This window comes from Acidobacteriota bacterium (genome assembly GCA_026393755.1).
Taxonomy (GTDB): domain Bacteria; phylum Acidobacteriota; class Vicinamibacteria; order Vicinamibacterales; family JAKQTR01; genus JBAXOX01.
Map to the genome: position 1 here is coordinate 220510 of JAPKZO010000005.1, position 20431 is coordinate 240940.

A 20431-nucleotide genomic window follows, 5' to 3' on the forward strand; every position below is an offset into this window, starting at 1 on the left:
ATGCTGCGAATTGTCATGAACGCGCTTCGCACCGGAGTGGTGACGACACGCTATCCGGCGAAACCGGCCGTCGCGCCCGATCGCTTTCGCGGAGCGCCCGTCCTTCGTCCGGGCAGCCGCCTGCCTCCTCCCACCGCGTGCCCGGCGGGCGCGCTTGCTGAGCGCGTTGACGGCAGTGGCCGACACGTCGCCGTCGACCTCGCGCGATGCGTCTTCTGTGGCCGCTGTGCCGAGGCTTCGTGGGGAGATGCCGTGACGATGGGGAGGGACTTTGAACTCGCGGCGCACAGTCGAGACGGCCTGCGAGTCGAGGTGGTCGCCGACGAGTCCGCCGCAGGGTTGTTGGCCAGCGCGGACGAGTCCGGCGTAGCCTTGGCGACCGCGGCCCTGTCCGCCGAAGCCTTGGCGACCGCGGACCTGTCCGCCGTAGCCTTGGCGACCGCGGACCTGTCCGCCGTAGCCTTGGCGAAGGCGGAAATCCGCCGCGTGCTCGGACGGTCGCTGCACCTGCGCCACCTCGATGCGGGATCCTGCAACGCCTGCGACTGGGAACTGACGGCGCTGCTGAACCCGGTGTACGACGTGCGTCGCCTCGGCATCGATTTCGTCGCGTCACCGCGACACGCGGACGGAGTGATCGTGACCGGCTCGGTCACGCGAAACCTCGAGACGGCCGTCCGCCGCACCGTCGAGGCCATCCCCGATCCGCGCATCGTGATCGCGGTCGGCGCATGCGCGGCCTCAGGGGGCATCGTCGGCGAAGGATACGCCAGCGCCGGCGGTGTCGATCGGGTGCTCCCCGTTGATGTCTACATTCCCGGCTGTCCGCCGCGGCCCGAGGCGCTCATCTTCGGCATCCTCGTCGCGATCGGCCGCCTGGATGCCCGCCGATCGCTCAGCGGGCGGGTGAACTAGGCCCAGAATAAGCGCATTCCCCACGAAGGAAACGCGAACCAATAGAAATGCGGCGACACGCGATTGATGGGGATGAAGACAGACACACGTTTTGTCTCTCGACCTGCGGGGGCAAGGTGCGGATGTCTGAGTGGGGTCTCGATCGTTGGTCGTCCTGGGTGTTCCATCGGGTTGATGCACCGGGCCTCGCTATCCCGGTTTCATCAGGGGCGCGCGGTCAGCATCGGAGCGGCCCGCGGAGGTGGACGCCGAACAACTGGTTCGAGAGCAGGCGCGACGCCAACGACGCTAGCAGGCGCGCCGATGGCCACCGCGACGGATCGTCCATGCGGTGGAGAGCCGCGTAGAGTGAGCCGTGCTCGACCGGCAAGACGTCGGCGGTCGCGCGATGGATGTGCTTCGCGATCTGGTGGCCGCGTGCGGGGCCAACGTCGCATGAGCGGCGCTGGGAGCATGAGATGTACTACGCGAGCTGAAACGCCAGTTGCGCAAGACCGATGTCCTGCAGAGCCACACGCCGGAGACCGGGGCGCAGGAGGTCGCCCCGCTGAACAGCGACCAGCCCTCGTCCCACGCTCGGTTTCGCGCCCTTGCGGCGCAAGAGCATGTAACCGGCGAGGATCAGAACCGCCGGGGCCCGCAACGGCGTGTCCCGTGACGCGGGAACGGGACTTTCCTTCGGATCATCTGACGGGGTATGCTCTGCCATTGCCACCTGCGAAATCGCAGGCGGTGCCTTGCATTCCATGACCCATGTCGACTGATGTAGCTCCCATTCGCGAGGAAGGTGGTGCGGCTGAGGGAGCGTGGCGGGCGGCTGCCACCCATGCGGTTGTGGTCGTCGGCGCCGCCACTATTTTGCCGGTGGTCGCGTACGGCTTCCTGCAAAGATCCTTTCCATTTCCGTGGCCGGCCCGGTGGCTTTTGGCGTCGGTGTATGGTCCGTTGCTGGTGGCGCTTCTGATCCGGCGGCAGCACTACCGCTGGCGCGCGGCCATTCTTCTCTCTGGCCTTTACGTGCTGGCGGCCGAGCAACTCGTGCTGACCGGGCTGGTTGGACATGGCCGCGTTTTGCTGCTGCTGCTCCCCCTGATGGCGGTGGTCCTGCTTGGTTCACCGGAGGGCTGGATTGCCGTTGCCGTTACCACCCTGATGCTGGCGGCGTTTACGGTTCTGGCAGGGAACGGGATGCTGTTGCGCTGGCGCATCATTCACGAGAACAGTATCAATCCCGGGTTTTGGCTGGTTCAGGGACTGATGTTGTTCGCGGCGCTCATCCCGCTGATGGTACTGTTCACGCGGTTTGTGGCACTGCAAACGCGGACCCTGGCGGCGGAGCGGCAGGCACGGCGCAAACTGGAAAACGAAACCACCATGCGCCGGGATCTCGAGCACGAAATCCTCCGGGTTGCCGAGGACGAGCGACGGTGGCTGGGCGCGGAATTGCACGACGGTGTGTGCCAGCATCTCACCGCGGTACAGTTGCACTGCGCCGCCCTCGAAAATCAGCTGGTTTCTCAGAACCTGCCGGAGGCCGGTGCGACCGGCCACGTGCGTTCCATGATCGAAGCCTCCATCGGCATGGCCTACGACGTGGCCAAGGGGCTGTGTCCCGTGGATCTGGATCCGGATTCGCTCATCTCGGCGCTGCAGCGTCTGGCTCAGCGCACCCAGGATGCCGCGGGCGTGGCCTGCGATGTTCGGAGCGACGGTCCGGTCGCCGTCTCCGATCCGCATCATGCCCAGCACCTTTATCGGATTGCCCAGGAGTCAGTGGGTAACGCCGTCAAGCACGCGCGCTGCCACCGGATTCAGGTGGAGCTCTTGGGACTGGCGGACTCACTCACACTTCGCATCCGCGATGACGGCATCGGGAACCGTCGCGCTGGGGAGACCAAGGTCGGCGGCATGGGCCTGCGACTCATGGCGCATCGCGCCGATATCATCGGCGGGACGTTGACGATTGAGCATCCAACCGATGGCGGTACCGTCGTGACCTGCCGTGTGCCCGACGAAGCCGCGAAGGGCCATTCCGCATGAAGAACGATGCACCCCAGCGTGTGTCCGTTTTTCTCGTGGACGATCATCCGCTCGTCCGGCAGGGGCTGGCCGTGATGCTCGAACAGGCCGGATTCGCGGTCGGCGGCGAGGCGGAGAGTATCAAGGCCACGTTGGCCCATCCGGGTCTGGCTGCCGCGCAAGTCGCCATTCTCGACCTCTCGCTGGATCGGGCGAACGGGTTGGACCTGATTCCGGTCTTGTCCCGGCAGGGTATCCGCGTCGTCGTCTATTCCATGCACGAGGACGCGGCCGTGGTGCGGGGTGCGCTGGCGGCCGGGGCCAAAGGCTACATCACGAAACGCGAAGCCGCGCAATCGCTGGTGGCGGCGATCCGCACGGTGCTGGACGGCGGAGATTATGTCAGCCCGAGAGCCGCCTCAGGACTGGCGCAGCGCGTCACCGACCCGGACCTCAGCCGGCAACAAGAACAGCTGTATGACCTGCTCGGCGAGGGCTGCGACGCCCAGGAGATCGCGGCCAGGCTTCACGTCAGCCCGCGCACCGTGGAAACCTACTGCACGCGCCTGATGGACAAGATGGGTCTGGCCGGCATGAAAGAGCTCCGGCGGCACGCCATTTCCGACCGTCAGCGGCGTTCCCTCTAGCGCCGCAGGTGAGAGGGAATTCCCTCTCATTGTTGACGAGTTTTCCCGCTCAGAGCCGAACCCGTCTCCAGCGATACTCCCTCCCAAGGTCGTCGCTCCATTTGGTCGAACCGAAAGAAGCGGGACCATCAGGAAAAACAGACCCGAGGAGGAGTCAGGTGAAAGCAATCAAATTTCAGTTCGTCGTTCTGATGCTGGCGCTCTGCGCGGCGCAGACCGCCTCGGCGGCCACCATCACAGTCACCAGCCCGCTCGATGATGGCAGCGCCGGCACCTTGCGTGCCGCCCTGGCCAGCGCGGTGGACGGCGACACCATCAGCTTCGCGCTCACCACGCCGGCCATGATCTCGCTGACCAGCGGCCAATTGGTCGTGGACAAAAGCGTGGCCATCGTGGGTCCCGGCCGGGACCAGTTGACCGTGGACGGCCAGCATGCGACCAGGGTGTTTTACATCAGCGGGGGCAAGATCGTGACGATCTCCGGCCTGACCATCGCCAATGGGTTCGCGAACGAATCTAGTGGCGGCGGCGTCGAAAACGCGGGGACGTTGACGATCCAAGACTGCACGCTGAGGGATAACTCCGCCACCTACCGAGGCGGCGGCGTCGAAAACATGAACTACGCAACATTGACCATCATCGGCTGCACCCTGAGCGGCAACTCGGTTACCGATCCGGCTACTTCTGCAAACGCAGGCGGAGGCGCCATCTCAATTTTCTCAAATAGTTATGACGCCCCCGCAACAGTCACGATCGAGAGCAGCACCCTGACCGAAAACACCGCTGGGAGATTCGGCGGAGCCATCTACCTCTATGCCAGACATGGGGAAGGCGCCAGGGGGATTCTGACGATTGCCAACAGCACCCTGAGCAGGAACTCCGTTTCCGGTGGCGCTAGTGCCAGAGGCGGCGGCATCTATGTCTGGGCAGCTGGGTCCTCCATGGCCCAAGCCTGGGTGACCGTGGAGAACAGCACCCTGAGCGGCAACTCCGTTTCGGGTAGCACAGAAGCCTACGGCGGCGGCATCGCCTGCAATGCCCCTATGGCCTACGCCTTTTTGACTGTCAAGAACAGCACCCTGAGCGGCAACTCGGCTACGACCGTTTCTGGCGTTGGCTACGGCGGCGCGATAGCCACTTCCGGGGCTGGATGGCTGACCGTGGACAATAGCACTCTGAACGGCAACTGGGCCGACGTCCAGGCCGGCGGCATTTGGAGCAACATGTACACGGGTGGAAGCGCGAGGCCGGTGAGCATCAAGAACACCATCCTCAAGGCCGGCCCTTCAGGTGCGAACCTATTCTACGCCGGCGGCATGTTCCAGTCCTACGGCTACAACCTCTGTAGCGATGACGGCGCCGGCCTCTTGACCGACCCGACCGACCGGATCAACACTGACCCGATGCTGGGGCCGTTGGCCGACAACGGCGGCCTGACCTTCACTCACGCGCTGCTGGCGGGCAGCCCGGCCATTGACGCGGGCAGCGCCACCGACATTGACGGCGCGCCAGTGACGACCGACCAGCGCGGCGTCGCCCGTCCCCAGCGCGGAGGCTACGACATCGGCGCGCTCGAACTGGTGAATAGTGCCCCTGTGGCCAATGCAGGTTCGGACCACACCGCGGCCGTGCCGCACGACGGTGATCCGGCCACCAGCACGGCCGCCGTCACGCTGAACGGCTCGGGCTCGTCCGACCCGGACGGCGATGCGCTCACCTACCTCTGGCAGGAAGGCGCCAGCACATTAGGCACAACCGCCACGCCGACTGTGAACCTGGCGGCGGGCATGCACACCTTCACGCTCACGGTGACCGACCCGTACGGAGCCACCGCCACGGATGATGTCGTTGTCAATGTGGCTCCAGAGCCCAACTCCGCGCCTGTCGCCAACGCCGGGCCGGACCAGAACGTGACGGCAACTGGCGGATCAACTACGGTTACACTGAATAGCTCCGGTTCCTCGGATCCGGACGGCGATGCGTTGACCTACGCGTGGAGCGAGAACGGGACCCCGATCCCCAGTGGCGCCAGTCCGTCCCTGACCCTGGCCACCGGCACGCACACCATCACGCTGACAGTCACCGACTCCTACGGAGCAACGGCGACCGATGTGGTGGTGGTCACAATCCTATACTCCTGGTCCGGCGTATTGCAGCCCATTGATCCGCCCAACGCCAGCGGCGTCAGCGCTTCGATCTTCAAGGCGGGCAGCACGGTGCCGGTGAAGTTCGCACTCACGGGCGCCAGCGCGGGCATCACCACGCTGGCCGCCACGCTCTCCTACGCCAAGGTCAGCAACGGGATCGTCGGCTCGGACGTGGAGGCCAACTCGACCGCAGCGGCCACGACCGGCAACCTGTTCCGGTACGACGCGGCCAGCGGCCAGTACATCTACAACTGGAGCACGAAGGGACTGAGTTCGGGCACCTACCGGATCTCCTTCAATCTGGGCGATGGCGTTTCTCACACGGTGGATCTGGGCTTGAAGTAACCGCCATTCCCTCAACCTCGGGACGGGTGTGGCTCCTGTTGCGGAGCCACGCCCGGACGAAAGATGAACGATCGATCGCGACCTCGCGTCAGCATCTTTCTCGTCGACGATCATCCGCTCGTTCGGCAAGGACTGGCATTGCTGCTCGAACAGGCCGGCTTCGCGATTGGCGGCGAGGCGGACGGTGCCCAGGCCATGTTGGCCCATCCGGGCCTCGCATCAGCGCAAGTGGTCGTCCTCGACCTCACGCTGGGGCCGGCCAGCGGCCTCGAGTTGATCGCGACGCTTTGTCGCAGGGGCCTTCGCGTGGTGGTCTATTCGATGCACGAGGAGGCGGCCGTCGTGCGGCGGGCGTTGGCGGCCGGCGCCAGCGGATACGTCACAAAGGGCGAGGCGGCGCAATCGCTCGTCGAGGCGATTCGCGCCGTCCTGGCCGGCGGCACCTACATCAGTCCGCGCGCGACGACGCGGCATCCCTGATACGGTGTCAGGTGTTGAAGAAGAGGAGCGGAGGAGCGGATCGTGGCCCCCGCGTTCACACGAGCGCTCCTCTCGCTGCGAGGGCGGCGTCCTCCGGTGGCGGCGCAAGTACTTGGCGACGGTCGTCTAATGACAACTGCATAAAGAATGGCACATTCAGCGCAAAAAAAGGGGGAAGGGCCGAGTGGGTAATGCAGCCGCGTGGTGCGCGCCCAACCGCTTGGCGTTTGTTTTACCCGCGGCCAGTCCTCCCGGATGAAGCGGCGGATTTCCGCCTTGTTGCGCTCAAGCGTTTGCTTCTGCGGCTTCTGGTGGCTCCAGCCCAGCGCGTGCAGGAGCCGGCCCACGTGATCGCGGTGATAGCGCACGCTGAACTGCTTCGAGATGACCGCCGCCACCCGAGCCGTCGTCCACAACTGGTTGGCATGGCCGGCGGCCAGCGCCCCTTTGAGCAACACCGACACCAGCCTGCGCCCCTCGACCCGCGACAGCCGCGGTGGGCGCCCCGGCGAGACGCGCACTTTCAACGCCTTCTGTCCACCGATCCGCCGGGCATCGCGCACCTCGAAGAACATTGTACTATTCTTTATGCAGCGGTCATTAGTCTCTGTCCTTGCCAGTTCGCAGCGCCTTGACCGCACTCCGTCTCTTCTTGGTCGCCAGCCGCTTCTCGCGCGCCGCGGCCTTTGGCCGGGTGGGGCGCCGCGTCTTCGGCCGCCTCGCGGCTCGCTGAAGGAACGCGACGAGCCGGGCCAGGGCGGCTTCACGATTCTGGCCCTGCGTGCGATGCTCTCGACTGTCGATGAGGAGCACGCCGTCGGCGGTCACGCGGCTTCCCGCCAGTTCGATCACGCGCTGCTTGACGGCGGGCGGCAGCGTCGATCCGCGCACGTCGAAGCGCAGTTCGACCGCGGTGGCCACCTTGTTGACGTTCTGGCCGCCGGGGCCAGACGCCCGGACGAAGCGCTCCTTCACCGCGCGTTCGTCCAATACGATGTCGTCGGCAATCCTGATCATGGACCTTGGCTCCGGCGGAAGTGGGCCGGTCATGGATGACTGTATCGCCTTCCGCCGCAGGCGGCGAGGAATGTCTGGTGAGACCGTGATGGCACGGACTCAGTCGTGTTCCTACTTGTTGAGGCGATTGTATTTCTCGAGAACGGCCCTGAGTTGGTCGTGCGGCAGGGCGGAGACGTGGTGATTGTCAATGCCGGTCATCGACTCGGCGGCGATCATCGCATTGATGATGGCTTCCTCGGTCGCCTCGACGGTGGCGGCGAAGACAGGATCGAGGGCGTCGTTGGGAACCATCTTCACGTCCACGGGCGTGGTCGACGAGAACGCTCCGGCGTTCGCGGTGGAAAAGGCGATGAAGATGTCGCCGGAACCGTTTCCCGAGATGCTGCCATTGCGGCCGAGGCCGAGCGTGGCGCGGCGGGCGAGGCGCTTGAGCTGGGTGGGAAGCAGCGGCGCATCGGTGCCCACGACGATGATGATGGAGCCCTGCTCGGAGATGGATGAAGGCTGATACGTGGACGAATCCGCCGTGGTGATTTCACGACCCACCGGAATTCCCGCGACGCGAAAGTTCCGTCGCGAGCCGTAATTGCACTGGACGAGCACTCCGACGACGTAGCCGCCTTCCTTTGCGGTCAGCACGCGTGAGGACGTTCCGATGCCTCCCTTGTAGCCGTTGCAGACCATGCCCGTGCCGCCTCCCACGCTCCCCTCTTCGACCGGCCCTGACCGGGCGGAATCAATCGCGTGAAACGCGTGCTCGGGCTTCACATGAAAGCCGTTGATGTCGTTCAGCCAGCCATCCCATGTCTCGGCCACCACCGGAAGCGACCACCAGTATCCGCTCGCGTCGGGCTGGCCATGGGCGACGCGCCACTGAACGACCGCGTCGCGCACCACGCCCACGCTGTGGGTGTTGGTGATCATCACGGGACCTTCGAGGAAGCCCGACTCGTCGATCCACGCGGTGCCGGTCATCTCGCCATTGCCGTTCTGCGAGAACCAGCCCGCGAACACAGGGTCCGCCATGGAGCGATTACCGCGAGGAAGGACGGCGGTGACGCCCGTGCGAACGAGGCCTTTGCCAACCACGAGCTTGCCGTCGCCGGAAATGAGCGTCGTGTGGCCCACGGTGACGCCAGCCACGTCGGTGATCGCATTGAGCGGGCCGGGAGTCCCGTCAAACGGCACGCCGAGATCGCGCGCCCTCGGTTTCGACCGGCTCGTCTCCTGGCCAGAGGCTGCGGCCGGTTCGGCAACAAGAGCCAGCCACTTGCCGTCCCGACTCACCGCGAGACGGGTGATCTTCGTTAAGCCGGCCGATGCGAAATCGCCGACCTCCGTCCAGCCGCCGGCCGCGTCGCGCCAGATCGAGATCTTCGTCCCCGTCGCCATCAACATGCGGCCATCCGGCAGCCACGCGAGGTAGTCGCTTCCCCCCAGCCCCTCGGTGAGGGTCGTCGTCTTCTTCGTCACCGGATCGAGTTGCTTGACCACCGCCGCCGCACCGGGCGGATATCCGATGAAGCTGACCGTCTTCTGCCCTGGGCGGATCAGGAGTGACCGGCCGATGTTGGGCTCAATCACCTCGGCCGTGTCCGCCCTCGTGTCGACCAGTTGCAGCGAGGCCGGGCTGCCATCCACACCGAGGACGAACACCGCCAGGCGATGGTCGTCGATCCAGACGTGGTAGCCGATGAGTCCCTTGTGCGCATACACCAGGCGCGGGTTCGATCCGTCGAAATCGAAGCGCCAGAGTTCCTGTTTGTCGCCACGCACCGTCGAAAACGTCTTGCCGTCCGGCGTGACGAGCGGCGAGTACTCGTTCTCGGCCGTGTGCGTCAGCTGCGTGACGAGCTTCGTCTTGATGTCATACCGGTAGATGTCTGTCTGCTTGCCGTCGCGGCGCGACGTAAAGAGGATCGCAGAACCGTCCGGCAGGAAGCTGGGCTGGTTGTCGTACTCCGGGCTGTTGCTGATGTTGATCGGCGCCCCGATCTGCAGTCCACTGCCACCTCCGGACAGCGGAGCCAGATAGACCTCGGTCGCAGGGGGCGCTGCGGTCTGCGGTGCGAGTAGTGATCCGATCACCAATACCAGTGCGAGTCTCATGTCTGTCACCCTTTCACGACCTGAAGCCGGCGCCGGTGCCCGTCGGGCACCGACGGGCCGAGGTGTTTGCCAACGATACACCTTCGCGCCGAGCCAGTCGGCAGCCAAATCGCCGATCGGCATTCGAGTGTGTTCAAGAGTGGACAGACACCCCGCTTCGCCGCCCCTACGATTGGGGCTGGGTGTAACGGAGTTGTCTTCCGCTGAGTTGGTCTGATCTCGCGCGCCGACGTTCCTTCAAGTCGACATCAGGCCACTGCGAACTCGATCCGCTCCACCCCGTGGAACTGTGGACTGCGTGCCCGTGCCGGGCAACCAGGTGGAAGTGACGTTCATTCGACTCTTGAAGGAGGAAATCACACCATGCGTGTCATTGTCGCATTGCGGGCGATTGCCCTGGGACTCGCGATCACTGTTACGGGCTGTGCATCACCGCCCAAGGCGGACGTCGATGCGGCCAACGCCGCCCTCGACCAGGCCGCTGCCGACCAGTCGGATCAGTATGCCCCCGAGTCGCTGAAGGATGCCCAGAATGCCCGGACAGCCCTCGACGCCGAACTGAAGGCTCAGGAAGGCAAGTGGTTCAAGTCGTACGATAAGGCCAAGGAACTTGCAGCCGCTGCGAAGGCGGCAGGCGAAAAGGCAGCAGCCGACGCGGTCGCGGGCAAGGAGCAGGCGGATGCCGCCGCGATCAAGGCGAAAGCCGATGCCGCCGCCGCCAGGGCGAAGGTCATGAGGGCGCCGCTCCGCGTTGGGGGTCAGATCAGAGCCCCAACCAAAGTCAAGGACGTCAAGCCGGTGTACCCGCTCATCGCACAGTCGGCAGGTGTCTCCGGGGTGGTCACGATCGAAGCGACGATTGGACCCGAAGGGAAGGTCACAGACGCGAAGGTCGTGCGCTCGATCCCGCTGCTCGATCAGGCCGCGCTTGACGCGGTGCGGCAGTGGGAGTACTCGCCAACCCTTCTGAACGGCGTGCCCGTGCCGGTTCTCGTCACCGTCACGATCACCTTTACGCGGTAGAGGGAAGCTGCGGCGAAGTCCCGGGGGCACCCTGCCCCTTCCTGGCATGCGGACGAGCCGCAGCCTGGACTGACGCCATCGTGTTGGACCTGGAGGCGGAAGATGAACTTAAGTGCATTAACGACGATAGAAATCGCCACGATCAGCGCCGTGGTGGTGCTGGTGATTGCAGCCATCGCGATGTTGTTCCTACTCCGAAAGCGCCGGACCGGCAAACTGCGCAGCAAGTTCGGTGGTGCTGAATACGACCGCGCCGTGAAGGACGGCGGCAACCGGCGGCAGGCGGAGGCCGGGCTCGACAAGCGGACGGCACGAGTCGAGAGTTTCCACCTCCAACCGCTCGCGCCCGCCGAGCGTGAGCGCTTTCTGGACGCCTGGCGCACCGTCCAGGCGCGGTTTGTGGACGGCCCCGCTGGTGCGGTCGCGGATGCCGACCGACTGCTGGGTGAAGTGATGTCTTCGCGTGGCTATCCGATCAGTGAATTTGCACAGCGTGCCGCTGACATCTCCGTGGACCATCCAGTGGTTCTGGAAAACTACCGAACGGCCCACGAGATCGCGCTTCGCCAGGCAAAGGGGCAGGCCAGTACAGAAGACCTGCGCCAGGCGATGATCCACTACCGTGCGCTTTTTGATGAACTGGTCAGCGAGCCGGCAGCGACCTACGTGAAGGTCGCGTCGTAAGTTTAAGTCGCCGTGTCCTGGATGAATGGCGAAGATCTCCAGCGGGGGTTCAAAGAAGCAGGCATGTAGGCACGAATTCCGTGTAGCTATTGCGCGCCGCGTCGGCCGCCTGAGTAGTACTTCGCTGATTTGCCCATGTTGCAGGCCCGCCTGCATTGGCATGAGTGCTGCATCCCAGGAGTAAGTGGCGTAGCGACGGTGGCTCCGAAGGCACCGCGGCCGCCGTCGCGTGCCAACCGGAGCCCCCTTCTCCTTACCTCCCGCAACAAGAGGACTGGACGCACTCGACCGGCTTCCTTCTGTCAGCGGGTCCTATAGGTTGGTCAGGTTGTGTCGACTCCCCACGCCCGCCGCGGGGCTCCCGGGGAGAACGCAGAGGTTCACGATGTGGAAACGGGGCGAGGTCGTGCGGCCGCCTGTCAGTGCTCGAGACGCAACGGGTCAACCGGCACCCGGAGCGCCGGCGTCCCAGAGTGACCATGCCGTTCAGGCACCGGAGATTGGGGCAAAGCACCACATGGAGAAAGACGTCATCAACATCGGCAAGTCGGTCGTCATCAAGGGCGAGCTCACCGGCAGCGAGGATCTCACCGTCGAAGGGATCGTCGAGGGCAAGATCGAGCTCAGGGAGCACGTGCTGACGATCGGGGCCCACGCCAGGATCAAGGCCGAGGTGTTCGCGAAAGTGGCGGTCGTCCTTGGTGAGGTCGTCGGCAATATCACCGCGAGCGAAAAGGTGGATATTCGCGACAGCGGCTCGGTGGAAGGCAACATCGTGTCGCCGCGCGTCGCGATTGCGGAGGGCTCGCATTTTCGCGGCAGCGTGGACATGCAGCAGAAGCCGGCTGTGACGCCTGCCCTGGCAGCCAAGCCCGAGGTGAAGCCCGCGCCCGTGCCGGCCGCCCCTCAGGGGCCGGGCGGCCAGCGTCTGGTCGGCGCATAGCCGAGTCGTACGCGAATCGGCGTGTCTTGCCGCGCGTCCGCGCCGCACGTGCCGGCCGTGTGCCTTTCGGTTTGAGGAGTGTCCTTGTCGGATGTCGACTGGGTGCGAAGTCTGGGCGGCCTTCTCTCACGGCTCGGAATCGTGCGGCAGGCGGAAGGAAAACCGCCTGACGCCGGCTCGCCGCCGAAGGCGGAGGAGTGCCCTGTCGTCAACTCGAGGGCACTGCGCAGGTTCCTCTCGTACCTCGGCACCCGTCCCGCGCCAGTCTTGCTGGATCTGGGCCCCGTCGTCGGATCGAACGTCACGTTCTTCGGCGAACAACTGAACTGCAAGGTCTACATCGAGGATCTCTTCGCGGATCTCGATCGTCACGCGCGTGAGGGCCGGCTGGAGGACTTGCCGGCGTTCCTGTCGACGCGGTACGCCCTGGAATACGGCACCGTGGACGGCGTGCTGCTGTGGGACGCCTTCGACTACCTGGACCGGCCATCCGCGCAGGCGCTGGCGACGACGCTGGTCCGGCTGATGCGTGTTGGGGGCTCGCTGCTCGGATTCTTCGGCAACGACAGTCACGTTGGCACGGGCTTCACGAAGTTCACGGTCGCAGACGAGTCGCACCTGCGGCAGCACACATATGCGTCGGTGGCTGTGCGCCAGAGCTCGCTGCCGAACCGCGACATCATCAAGATGTTCGACGGCCTGAGCGTAGCCGACTCCTTCCTGCTGCAGACCGGCCTGCGCGAGATTCTCTTCCGCAAGGGCGGCGGCGGCCGGCCGATCATCTAACGGCGTCCCGCGTGTTGAGCCCGGTATCGTGATGGGCCTGCCGGTTGTCAGACCTGCGGCCAGCGGCTCGCCACAAAATCGAAAGTGAGTTGCGACCACGTTTCCATCTGTTCCCGTCGTTCGAGCAACTCGGGCAGTGTCAGGAACTGCAGCTCGGTGATGCACGCCTCGCCCTTCGCGACGTTCTCCTCGGCCAGTTCGCACAGGTGGATGATCCCCAGGTGCACCTGGCCCACCGGGGTGGTGTCGTCGTTCAGCAGCGCGATGATCCGAGTCCTGAAGTGTCCGTCCATCCGCAGCTCTTCGTGCAACTCGCGCTGGACCGCCTCCTCGTAATATTCCAGTCCTGTCAGGAAGAGATTCTCGTCGCGGTGGTTGATATGCCCGCCGATGCCGATCGAGCCCATGGCCACGAGCCTCTTCTCGCCCGAGGTCTTGCCGCGCACGTAGTGCAGGAGCGTATCGCCCTTCCTGATCAGGACGTACGGGATGATCTGCTTCATGGAGGTGTCGGTTTCCGCCTGGGAGCGGGGTACGAACGACGTGTTCTGTGCCTCGAGGACACGGGGAATGTAGGCACCCAGTTGCGTCTGGATTCCGTGGAACGTTCCGATCTCATCGAGCACGCGCCGCGGGACGCACAACACCAGTTCTTCGGCCATCGACCTGTCCTTCCTCGAAATCACTTGCCCGCGTCAATTCTATACCGCGAACTGGCTGACGGACCGGAGGCGTGGTGCAGGTGACCTTGCCGACAATGACGATCCCGAATCGTCGAAGAGTCGAACATCGCACCGCCGAAAACCGTTATCATCCGCTCACAAGTGCCTGGAGGATTCATGATGACCCGTACTCGCGTGCTGTTCGGCCTGGCAATCCTGGCCCTCGCCACGACGCTCAACCTGGGCGCCGTGACGCGGCTGAAGTCGGCTGACGGGCAGTTCTGGGACATTCAGGACACGTCCTCGTGGGCGCAGGATAGCGGCGGCATCGCGACCGGCGGTCGCGCGAACCCATTCAACGGCTTCGGCTACCTGAAGCTGCAGGTGCGCCGGCTCGACGCATCCGTCCTCGTCCGAAACCATTACCTGACGGGGTTCGGGCTCGCGCATGACGGCGCCGAGCGGTTCGACTCGATCACGCCAGTCCTTCAAGGAGGGATTGTCGTCTCGCGCGCGCTGTTCGCGCCGAAAGACACGAACTACCTGCGCTACTTCGACCGCTACACCAACGTGACCCGCGAGGACCGCGTCGTCGAGGTGGCGTGGGGCGGGGCCGCCGGCGCATTCGAGGACGGCGGGCCTGTGACGGTGGCGACGACATCGAGCGGCGATCGGCGGATCGAGCCAGGCGACACCTTCGTGACCGTCATGCAGAACGCACGCGGCGTGGACGATCCGATGCGCGGCCCATCCGGGCACGGCCCATCGGCTCACGTGCTCGGATCGCACAGCAAGGGGCTGCTCGTCTCGGTGGGAAACATGTATGGGGACCCCTTCACGGATCCATGGCCCGGCGACGATCCCGCCCATATCGGGTATGTGTTCCGCTTCACCGTGAGGCCTGGACAGACGAGGGCGCTGGTGACCTTCGTCGTGAAGGGATTGAGCGAGGTCTACGATCCGCGCGGCGGCTTTCCCGTGCCGATTCGAAACGGCATGATCGCGCCGCAGTACGAGGCTCCCTACTCTGGCGAGACACCGGCCATCCCGGCCGCCGGGTCGGAGATCGCGGCTGTCACCGCCGTGGCCAGGCGCCTGACGCTCGAGCCGGACTTCCGCGGCCTGACGCCGCGCGAACTGGGGCAGATCGCGAACTGGCCAGCGCCCGCACGCGTTCCCGCGCCGCCCTTCAGCGTGGTCGAGCGAGCCGTGGAAGACTTGCAGGACGCGCTCGTCCGGGGCGTGGTCACGTCAGTGGACATCGTGCAGGAGTACCTGACGCGCCTCGCCGCCTACGATCGCAACGGGCCGACCTTCCGCGCGATGCTGGCGCTCAATCCGAGCGCGATTGCCGACGCGCGGGCGCGTGATGCCGAGCGGGCGGCCGGGCAGGTGCGCAGCCCGTTCCATGGGATTCCCATCGCGTTCAAGGACAACATCGACGTCCTGGGGCTCCCGACCACCGGCGGCTCGCGAGCGCTGGTGGATCATCGTCCGCGCCTCGACTCCTTCATGGCCGCGGGCATGCGCCGCGCCGGCGCCGTCGTACTCGGCAAGACGAACCTGGATGAGTTTCCCTTCGGCGATTTCGGAATCAGCACGATCGGCGGAACCACTGGAAACGCCTACGATCCCTCACTGAGCACGGCGGGGTCGAGCGGCGGGAGTGCCGTCGCGGTGTCGACCAGCCTGGTGACGCTCGCCTTCGGTACCGACACGTGCAACTCCCTGTCGAACCCTGCGGCGTTCGCATCGCTGGCCACCATGCGAACGACGCGAGGCCTGACGAGCCGAGCGGGCGTGATGCCGCTCAATCCCTACAACGACGCGGTCGGCCCGCTGGCCAAGTCGGTGCGCGAACTCGCTGAGGTGCTCGATCAGGTGGCGGGAAGCGATCCGGAGGATCCGGTCACCGAGGAGTCGGGGCGCCACATCGACGGCTCGTTCGTCGCCTCGCTTCGGTCGGCGAGCCTCGCGGGGGCGCGTATCGGCGTGCTGAGGCAGCGCTTCGTCGGCGTCACGCGTGAGCGCGAGCCTGCGACCCTGATGGCGCAAGTGGTGAAGGAACTCCAGGCCGCCGGCGCGGTCGTTGTCGATGTTGAGATTGCCGACTTGGACGAGCACTACCGAAAGGCGCGGGGCAGCGCGCCGGGGTCGCTCAAGGCGGCGTGGAGCCAGTATCTCTCGCGCGGCGCGTTACCGGGCGACAAGGTGCTGGCGATCGAGGACTTGATGGCCAGCGGCAAACTCGCCCCCGGCAGCCAGCGGCGCTTCGCCAGCGCGCTGCAGCCGATTCCTGCGGGCGAGGCGTTCGCCGAGGCGACTCGTCAGTTCGTCGCGAGCCGCGAGGCCTTCCGCGACGTCTATGTGAACCTGATGGACACCAACCGCCTGGACGCGCTGATCTATCCGGCCAACCTTGCGCGCCCATCGACGCACGAAGGCGGGCAACAGCGCTATGGCGGTGAGCCCGGCACGTGCGAGGACAGCGCGATGACGGGGCTTCCGCAGGTGACCGTGCCCGGCGGCTTCATGCGAGGAGGCTACCCGTTTGGCGTGTCCTTCCTCGGCCGGCCGTGGTCCGATCGCCGGCTGCTGGGCCTGGCTCACGCCTACGAACAGGCGACACACCACCGCCGGCCGCCACCGACGGTCGAATGAGCGGCGACGCGCCGACTTCGGAGCCAGGTGGTTTCAGCGAGCTTGCGCAATCCTCAGTCGTAGCCCGTGACTGGTCCCACCGCGATCCTTGCACGGGCCTCGTCGGCAGACAGGCGGCGTCAGCGCGACGGAATGATGAACGGACCGCCGTCCTGCGCGTGCAGGCGATCGAGGATCTTCCTCGCCTTCTGCTGGTCCTCGTACCATAGCCGCCACAGCTTAAAGAGCGTTGCGGTGGTCACGACGTTCACGCTCATCCTTTGAAGCACGCTCAGCGCGTCAGGCAGAGCGGGATCGGGACGGCCCGCGGGCGGCGTCGCGGGGTCGTTGTTGACCACGAGCGCCACGCGGTCGTTCGCAGAGGCGAACTGCACCTCCCGAAACGCTTGCGCGAGTTCCTCGTCCGTCTTCTGGACGGGGCTCGCTGTCCCCGAGACGACGAGCAGCAGACGGCGCGATTCACCGAGCCTCACCACGATCGGCCCGGCGGCGCCAGGCGCGGCGTCCACCTCGCACTTGAACACGGCGAACACCGCGCCCACCGCGTCTCTCAGCGGCTCGCCTGTCTCCCACAGAACACGCCCAATGGCGTCCATCGCGCGGAGTTCGGCCGACTGGCGCTCGATCTCCCAGAGCCGCGTCTGGTAGCCTGGCGGCATCTCCGCGATCATCCACTCGGGGGCTTGGGTGAGGGCCGGCTGCGAGCGTTCAGTCATGGTGACCTCCCGGGGCGGCGCGACACGGGACCGTGTCGGGCGCACTGCCGATTCTAGCCGATTGCGCGAATCGTGCGGCGGGCATCCCCGGGGGCTTGGTGAATTGCTCCCAGTGTCCCAGGCCCGGTCGTGCGTGAACGCCCGGAATCGCGGCGGCGAGTCCGGGCGGGGGTAGTAGTTGATCGCTCAGGCCGCCACGACGACCGACATCTGCCGCCGATTCCGGACTGATGCCGCAGGCGGCAATCCGCTCAGTGCGGACCCGGACGCCCTGGCACCGGCGCCTGGAAGGCACTGCCCCTCCGCTGCCTCTCCGCTTGACGCCGGTTCGGCTGTAACTCATGATGAGGTCCTTCGTGCGGCCGCCCGGTTGTCGCGGGATCGACCGTTGGCCGTCCCTGGGAGAACCGCGCCCGCCCTCAGGAGAGACCACATGAGATTCGCATCCGCACTGCTGCTGGTTGTTTCAGGGTCGCTCGCGGTGACAGCCGGAGCGCAGACTCCCGCTCCTCAGGCGTATTCCCTGTCTGCCGAGATCACTCAGTCCGGCGATAAGATCCTGGTGACGATTTACCGCGACGTTCTGAAAGAGCGCGTCGAGATGGCCAGTCAGGGTGGTCCTGCCAAGATGATCACGCTCTATGATTTTGAGGCGCGCAAGGTCTACTGGATCATGGCTGACACGCCTCTGGCTCTCCGAGCCGGACGGGATCATCGTCAAGATGGAGGGCGTGAGTCGCGGCGGCCGTCCGTCCACGATCCTGGAGGTCAAACGGTTCTCGACCGAAAAGCCCCAGGCCGCACTGTTCTCACCTCCTGCCGCCTGCCAGATGACGAACGCGACGATGGATGACAGCGGTCTTATGAGCGCGAGTGCTCAGATGATCGTGTGAATCTCGGCGTCTGACGGAACTGTTGTGGCCGGAACGGACTGCGCCCGGGTGCTGGTTGACAGCAGAGTGATTGCGAAGACGAAAACAGAAAGATGCCGTAGCATCATGACTCCTTCTCCAGCTGATTGAGCGTGTCAATCTCGTGTTGCAGTCTGCGCGCCGCCCATTGATTCAACCTCCCGATGCCCACAAACACCAGGGCGCAGCCTGCGGCGGTGAGAGCAAAGACAATGACGATCGTCCTCGCGTGTTCTGGGGTGTGCGGCTGCTGCATGGTCAACGCACACAATCCGAGAAGAAAAACAATCATGCCGGGAACAAACGGCAGCAGGTACCACGCCCACACACTGCGCAGGAGATCGCGCTGTCGCTCCAGTTCCTTGCGATGAAAACTCACACAGGTGCGGAATGCCAACTCCGCCGGAACCGTCTGGGCAGCGCCCTTCTTGTGCAGCGTGAAAACCACAAACAGAGCGCCGACAATCACCAGGCCGCATCCCGCGCGGATCAGTGTGGAATGAAACACCGACGTGTAATATCCGAAACAGGCAACAACGAGTGCGCAGGCCACGTACTCGCGCACGTTCCTCCAGAAGACCCTCGTCTCGAGTTTTCGAGCGTGTCGGCGAATGTCCGCCAGCGAGATTGCGATCCGTTCCGCAGGCTGGCTTTTCCAGACATCCGTCATCGTGTTGGGAGTTTCATGTGCCATGGCCGCCCCCTTCGTGAAACCAACGTGCCAGGATGCTCTTAATGCGATAAATCCTGGTCGCGACATTTCCCGGCGAGATGCCGGTGATATCCGCGATCGACGCTGCATCCAGGCCTTCCAGGTAAGACAGAATGACTTGGCGGTCCAGCGGCTTCAGCCGCTGAATCAACTGCAAGAGCTTTTCCAGGGCGTGGCGCCGATCGACGGCGAGTTCTCGATCCTCCTCACTGGGCAAGGTCTCCAGTACATCGAGACCCACCAGCGTTCGCGAGTTCAGCCGATGCTCCCGGGTCACGTGCGAGGCCGCCACATTGTGCGCGACGCGGTAAACCCAGGTTCGAACCGAGCATCGCTCATCAAAACTGGCGAAACTCCGCCAGAGCGCCAGGTGAACGTCCTGCAGCAGGTCGCGGCGCCGGTCCGGATCGGCTTCATAGCCGCGCGCCAGGCGCTCCAGAGCCGCGCCGAACGTCTCGGCGGCTGCCTGATAGCGTTCGTCCTGCCGGGGCGCTGCTGCCGATTCGGTTTTCATCAGGTTTACGCTCACGACTTCACGTTCTTCGACCGTACATAGAGGTAGTCGCTGGCCCCACAACTTTCTCACAGCCTTCGCGCCGACTCCCGAAACCCAGTTGTGTGCTGACGAAACAGTAGTCGTTCTGCCGAGGCGGCGCGCCTTGATGTTGCGGTAAATTTGCAGCGTCAGTCTGGCCTTGATCAGTTTCTGTTCCGGATGGAGCAGGCCGACGTCAGAGAACACGTTGCCGCTGCTCTTCTCAGGCGACTCGTCAGTTCGTCGCGGGCCGCGAGGCCTTCCGCGACGTCTATGTGAACCTGGGAGACATCGCCGACACCTGCCGGAACTTCGAGTACTTCGCGCGGGTTTCGAACGACCGGCGTGCGGGGTAGCTGAAATTGCCCCCCAGTTGGCTGCTGCCGCCGGAATCAACACCGCTGATGTCGATCCGCTGATGCATGTCGGCGGGCAGCCACAGACCCAGCTTCGGCTCGGCTGCGTAGTTGACCGTGACTCTGAAGTCGAAAGTCCTGCCACTGAGAATCAGCTCCGTCCGCCTGACCGCCCCAGAAACCACCTCGATCCAGAAACTGCCTGAGACCGGCGCGTTGTCTGGTGACGGGATAAGGCGCGGCGTGCTGCGTTCCTTGAATTTCAGAATTGCGACCTGCGAACCGTCCATCTTCCTGACGCCGTCGAGCGTGAATGTGGACCGCTCCTGGTTCTTCTGGCGGAGAAACTCAAGCGCCAGCGTCGGCTCGTCCAGCCATCTCAGGTCGGGGCTGATGTAATGGCGCGCGCTCTCCGTCGTCAACTCCCGCGCCCGCTCCAGTGATGCTGCAGTCGGCGGAGTGCGGAAGAGCGTCAGCAGGCTGCCCCCGCGTTCGCGCAGCGCACCGCCGTCCAGCTCGAAGACGTCTCTGAATCCGGCCACCGCGCCATCGGCCAGACCCACCAGCACGAATTCAGATCTCAAAGAGCTGGTGGCAGTCATCCGCACGGCACTCGTGTCGAGCTGCAGGCACTCTTCCTCGGCCGCGACCGCCGAGAGCTGCTGTGCGTACTTGACGAGGTAGTCAGCCGCCGCGCGCCGGAGATCGGGCAGTGCCGGTCCCCTCTGCGCGTGGATGCCCATGGATCCGAACGCTACTG

20 protein-coding genes are annotated in these 20431 nt (G+C 65.0%); 11 read left to right on the top strand and 9 right to left on the bottom strand.

What is annotated here, in order from left to right; all coding sequences use genetic code 11:
* Window positions 1–915 carry an NADH-quinone oxidoreductase subunit NuoB gene (nuoB, locus tag NTV05_02095; GenBank protein MCX6543187.1) on the top strand — a complete coding sequence of 305 codons (915 nt, stop codon included), beginning with the start codon at window positions 1–3 and terminating at the stop codon, window positions 913–915.
* A gap of 463 nt (window positions 916–1378) precedes the next feature.
* On the opposite strand, the gene NTV05_02100 is transcribed toward nuoB, so the two are convergent.
* The gene (locus NTV05_02100) at window positions 1379–1624 is read right to left on the bottom strand and encodes a hypothetical protein (protein MCX6543188.1); all 246 of its coding nucleotides are present in this window, start codon (window positions 1622–1624) and stop codon (window positions 1379–1381) included.
* Between the two features lie 125 nt (window positions 1625–1749).
* Here NTV05_02100 and NTV05_02105 point away from each other — a divergent pair, with 125 nt between their 5' ends.
* The 4 genes from NTV05_02105 to NTV05_02120 all read left to right on the top strand — a co-directional run bounded on the left by NTV05_02105 (window position 1750) and on the right by NTV05_02120 (window position 6553).
* A complete protein-coding gene (locus tag NTV05_02105) occupies window positions 1750–2955 on the top strand; it encodes an ATP-binding protein (GenBank protein ID MCX6543189.1) in 1206 nt (401 codons plus the stop codon).
* Window positions 2952–3581 carry a response regulator transcription factor gene (locus NTV05_02110; GenBank protein MCX6543190.1) on the top strand — a complete coding sequence of 210 codons (630 nt, stop codon included), beginning with the start codon at window positions 2952–2954 and terminating at the stop codon, window positions 3579–3581. Before NTV05_02105 ends, NTV05_02110 begins: the two co-directional genes overlap by 4 nt.
* A 101-nt stretch (window positions 3582–3682) precedes the next feature.
* The gene (locus NTV05_02115; GenBank protein MCX6543191.1) at window positions 3683–6073 is read left to right on the top strand and encodes a PxKF domain-containing protein; all 2391 of its coding nucleotides are present in this window, start codon (window positions 3683–3685) and stop codon (window positions 6071–6073) included.
* Between the two features lie 63 nt (window positions 6074–6136).
* On the top strand, window positions 6137–6553 hold the full coding sequence (locus tag NTV05_02120; protein MCX6543192.1) for a response regulator transcription factor: 417 nt from the start codon (window positions 6137–6139) through the stop codon (window positions 6551–6553).
* Here NTV05_02120 and NTV05_02125 read toward each other — a convergent pair.
* The 3 genes from NTV05_02125 to NTV05_02135 form a co-directional block, all read right to left on the bottom strand.
* Complete coding sequence (locus NTV05_02125; protein ID MCX6543193.1) at window positions 6517–7128, bottom strand: winged helix-turn-helix domain-containing protein; 612 nt, start codon at window positions 7126–7128, stop codon at window positions 6517–6519. The two genes, NTV05_02120 and NTV05_02125, sit on opposite strands and share 37 nt — an antisense overlap.
* Window positions 7129–7153: 25 nt before the next feature.
* The gene (arfB, locus tag NTV05_02130) at window positions 7154–7570 is read right to left on the bottom strand and encodes an alternative ribosome rescue aminoacyl-tRNA hydrolase ArfB (GenBank protein ID MCX6543194.1); all 417 of its coding nucleotides are present in this window, start codon (window positions 7568–7570) and stop codon (window positions 7154–7156) included.
* A 111-nt stretch (window positions 7571–7681) separates the two neighbouring features.
* Window positions 7682–8839, bottom strand: coding sequence for a P1 family peptidase (locus NTV05_02135; protein MCX6543195.1), 1158 nt, complete (start codon window positions 8837–8839; stop codon window positions 7682–7684).
* Between the two features lie 1206 nt (window positions 8840–10045).
* Between NTV05_02135 and NTV05_02140 the strand changes: the two genes are divergently transcribed.
* The 4 genes from NTV05_02140 to NTV05_02155 all read left to right on the top strand — a co-directional run bounded on the left by NTV05_02140 (window position 10046) and on the right by NTV05_02155 (window position 13118).
* Window positions 10046–10705, top strand: a complete 660-nt coding sequence (locus NTV05_02140) for an energy transducer TonB (GenBank protein MCX6543196.1) — start codon at window positions 10046–10048, stop codon at window positions 10703–10705.
* Between the two features lie 102 nt (window positions 10706–10807).
* Window positions 10808–11389, top strand: a complete 582-nt coding sequence (locus NTV05_02145; protein MCX6543197.1) for a hypothetical protein — start codon at window positions 10808–10810, stop codon at window positions 11387–11389.
* A gap of 517 nt (window positions 11390–11906) precedes the next feature.
* On the top strand, window positions 11907–12332 hold the full coding sequence (locus NTV05_02150) for a polymer-forming cytoskeletal protein (GenBank protein ID MCX6543198.1): 426 nt from the start codon (window positions 11907–11909) through the stop codon (window positions 12330–12332).
* A gap of 102 nt (window positions 12333–12434) precedes the next feature.
* Window positions 12435–13118, top strand: a complete 684-nt coding sequence (locus NTV05_02155) for a hypothetical protein (GenBank protein MCX6543199.1) — start codon at window positions 12435–12437, stop codon at window positions 13116–13118.
* A gap of 47 nt (window positions 13119–13165) precedes the next feature.
* On the opposite strand, the gene NTV05_02160 is transcribed toward NTV05_02155, so the two are convergent.
* Complete coding sequence (locus tag NTV05_02160; GenBank protein MCX6543200.1) at window positions 13166–13780, bottom strand: hypothetical protein; 615 nt, start codon at window positions 13778–13780, stop codon at window positions 13166–13168.
* Window positions 13781–13957: 177 nt separating this feature from the next.
* Here NTV05_02160 and NTV05_02165 point away from each other — a divergent pair, with 177 nt between their 5' ends.
* Entirely contained in the window at window positions 13958–16441 is a 2484-nt protein-coding gene (locus NTV05_02165) for an amidase family protein (GenBank protein ID MCX6543201.1), read from the top strand.
* A gap of 119 nt (window positions 16442–16560) precedes the next feature.
* Here NTV05_02165 and NTV05_02170 read toward each other — a convergent pair whose 3' ends face one another.
* A complete protein-coding gene (locus tag NTV05_02170) occupies window positions 16561–17157 on the bottom strand; it encodes a hypothetical protein (GenBank protein ID MCX6543202.1) in 597 nt (198 codons plus the stop codon).
* A 433-nt stretch (window positions 17158–17590) separates the two neighbouring features.
* Between NTV05_02170 and NTV05_02175 the strand changes: the two genes are divergently transcribed.
* Entirely contained in the window at window positions 17591–18010 is a 420-nt protein-coding gene (locus tag NTV05_02175; GenBank protein MCX6543203.1) for a hypothetical protein, read from the top strand.
* A 143-nt stretch (window positions 18011–18153) separates the two neighbouring features.
* On the opposite strand, the gene NTV05_02180 is transcribed toward NTV05_02175, so the two are convergent.
* The 3 genes from NTV05_02180 to NTV05_02190 all read right to left on the bottom strand — a co-directional run bounded on the left by NTV05_02180 (window position 18154) and on the right by NTV05_02190 (window position 20414).
* On the bottom strand, window positions 18154–18738 hold the full coding sequence (locus NTV05_02180; GenBank protein MCX6543204.1) for a hypothetical protein: 585 nt from the start codon (window positions 18736–18738) through the stop codon (window positions 18154–18156).
* 13 nt (window positions 18739–18751) lie between these two features.
* Window positions 18752–19522 (bottom strand): RNA polymerase sigma factor, encoded by a 771-nt coding sequence (locus tag NTV05_02185; GenBank protein MCX6543205.1) that lies wholly within the window; start codon window positions 19520–19522, stop codon window positions 18752–18754.
* 64 nt (window positions 19523–19586) lie between these two features.
* The gene (locus NTV05_02190; protein ID MCX6543206.1) at window positions 19587–20414 is read right to left on the bottom strand and encodes a hypothetical protein; all 828 of its coding nucleotides are present in this window, start codon (window positions 20412–20414) and stop codon (window positions 19587–19589) included.
* Window positions 20415–20431: the final 17 nt, after the last annotated feature.

Excerpts from the sequence above, each read along its gene's own strand:
- nuoB (MCX6543187.1), top strand. The coding sequence starts at position 1 with ATGCTGCGAATTGTCATGAACGCGCTTCGCACCGGAGTGGTGACGACA.
- NTV05_02100 (MCX6543188.1), bottom strand. The coding sequence starts at position 1,624 with ATGGCAGAGCATACCCCGTCAGATGATCCGAAGGAAAGTCCCGTTCCC.
- NTV05_02110 (MCX6543190.1), top strand. The coding sequence starts at position 2,952 with ATGAAGAACGATGCACCCCAGCGTGTGTCCGTTTTTCTCGTGGACGAT.
- NTV05_02120 (MCX6543192.1), top strand. The coding sequence starts at position 6,137 with ATGAACGATCGATCGCGACCTCGCGTCAGCATCTTTCTCGTCGACGAT.
- NTV05_02125 (MCX6543193.1), bottom strand. The coding sequence starts at position 7,128 with ATGTTCTTCGAGGTGCGCGATGCCCGGCGGATCGGTGGACAGAAGGCG.
- arfB (MCX6543194.1), bottom strand. The coding sequence starts at position 7,570 with ATGATCAGGATTGCCGACGACATCGTATTGGACGAACGCGCGGTGAAG.
- NTV05_02140 (MCX6543196.1), top strand. The coding sequence starts at position 10,046 with ATGCGTGTCATTGTCGCATTGCGGGCGATTGCCCTGGGACTCGCGATC.
- NTV05_02145 (MCX6543197.1), top strand. The coding sequence starts at position 10,808 with ATGAACTTAAGTGCATTAACGACGATAGAAATCGCCACGATCAGCGCC.
- NTV05_02150 (MCX6543198.1), top strand. The coding sequence starts at position 11,907 with ATGGAGAAAGACGTCATCAACATCGGCAAGTCGGTCGTCATCAAGGGC.
- NTV05_02160 (MCX6543200.1), bottom strand. The coding sequence starts at position 13,780 with ATGGCCGAAGAACTGGTGTTGTGCGTCCCGCGGCGCGTGCTCGATGAG.
- NTV05_02165 (MCX6543201.1), top strand. The coding sequence starts at position 13,958 with ATGATGACCCGTACTCGCGTGCTGTTCGGCCTGGCAATCCTGGCCCTC.
- NTV05_02170 (MCX6543202.1), bottom strand. The coding sequence starts at position 17,157 with ATGACTGAACGCTCGCAGCCGGCCCTCACCCAAGCCCCCGAGTGGATG.
- NTV05_02175 (MCX6543203.1), top strand. The coding sequence starts at position 17,591 with ATGAGATTCGCATCCGCACTGCTGCTGGTTGTTTCAGGGTCGCTCGCG.
- NTV05_02180 (MCX6543204.1), bottom strand. The coding sequence starts at position 18,738 with ATGACGGATGTCTGGAAAAGCCAGCCTGCGGAACGGATCGCAATCTCG.
- NTV05_02190 (MCX6543206.1), bottom strand. The coding sequence starts at position 20,414 with ATGGGCATCCACGCGCAGAGGGGACCGGCACTGCCCGATCTCCGGCGC.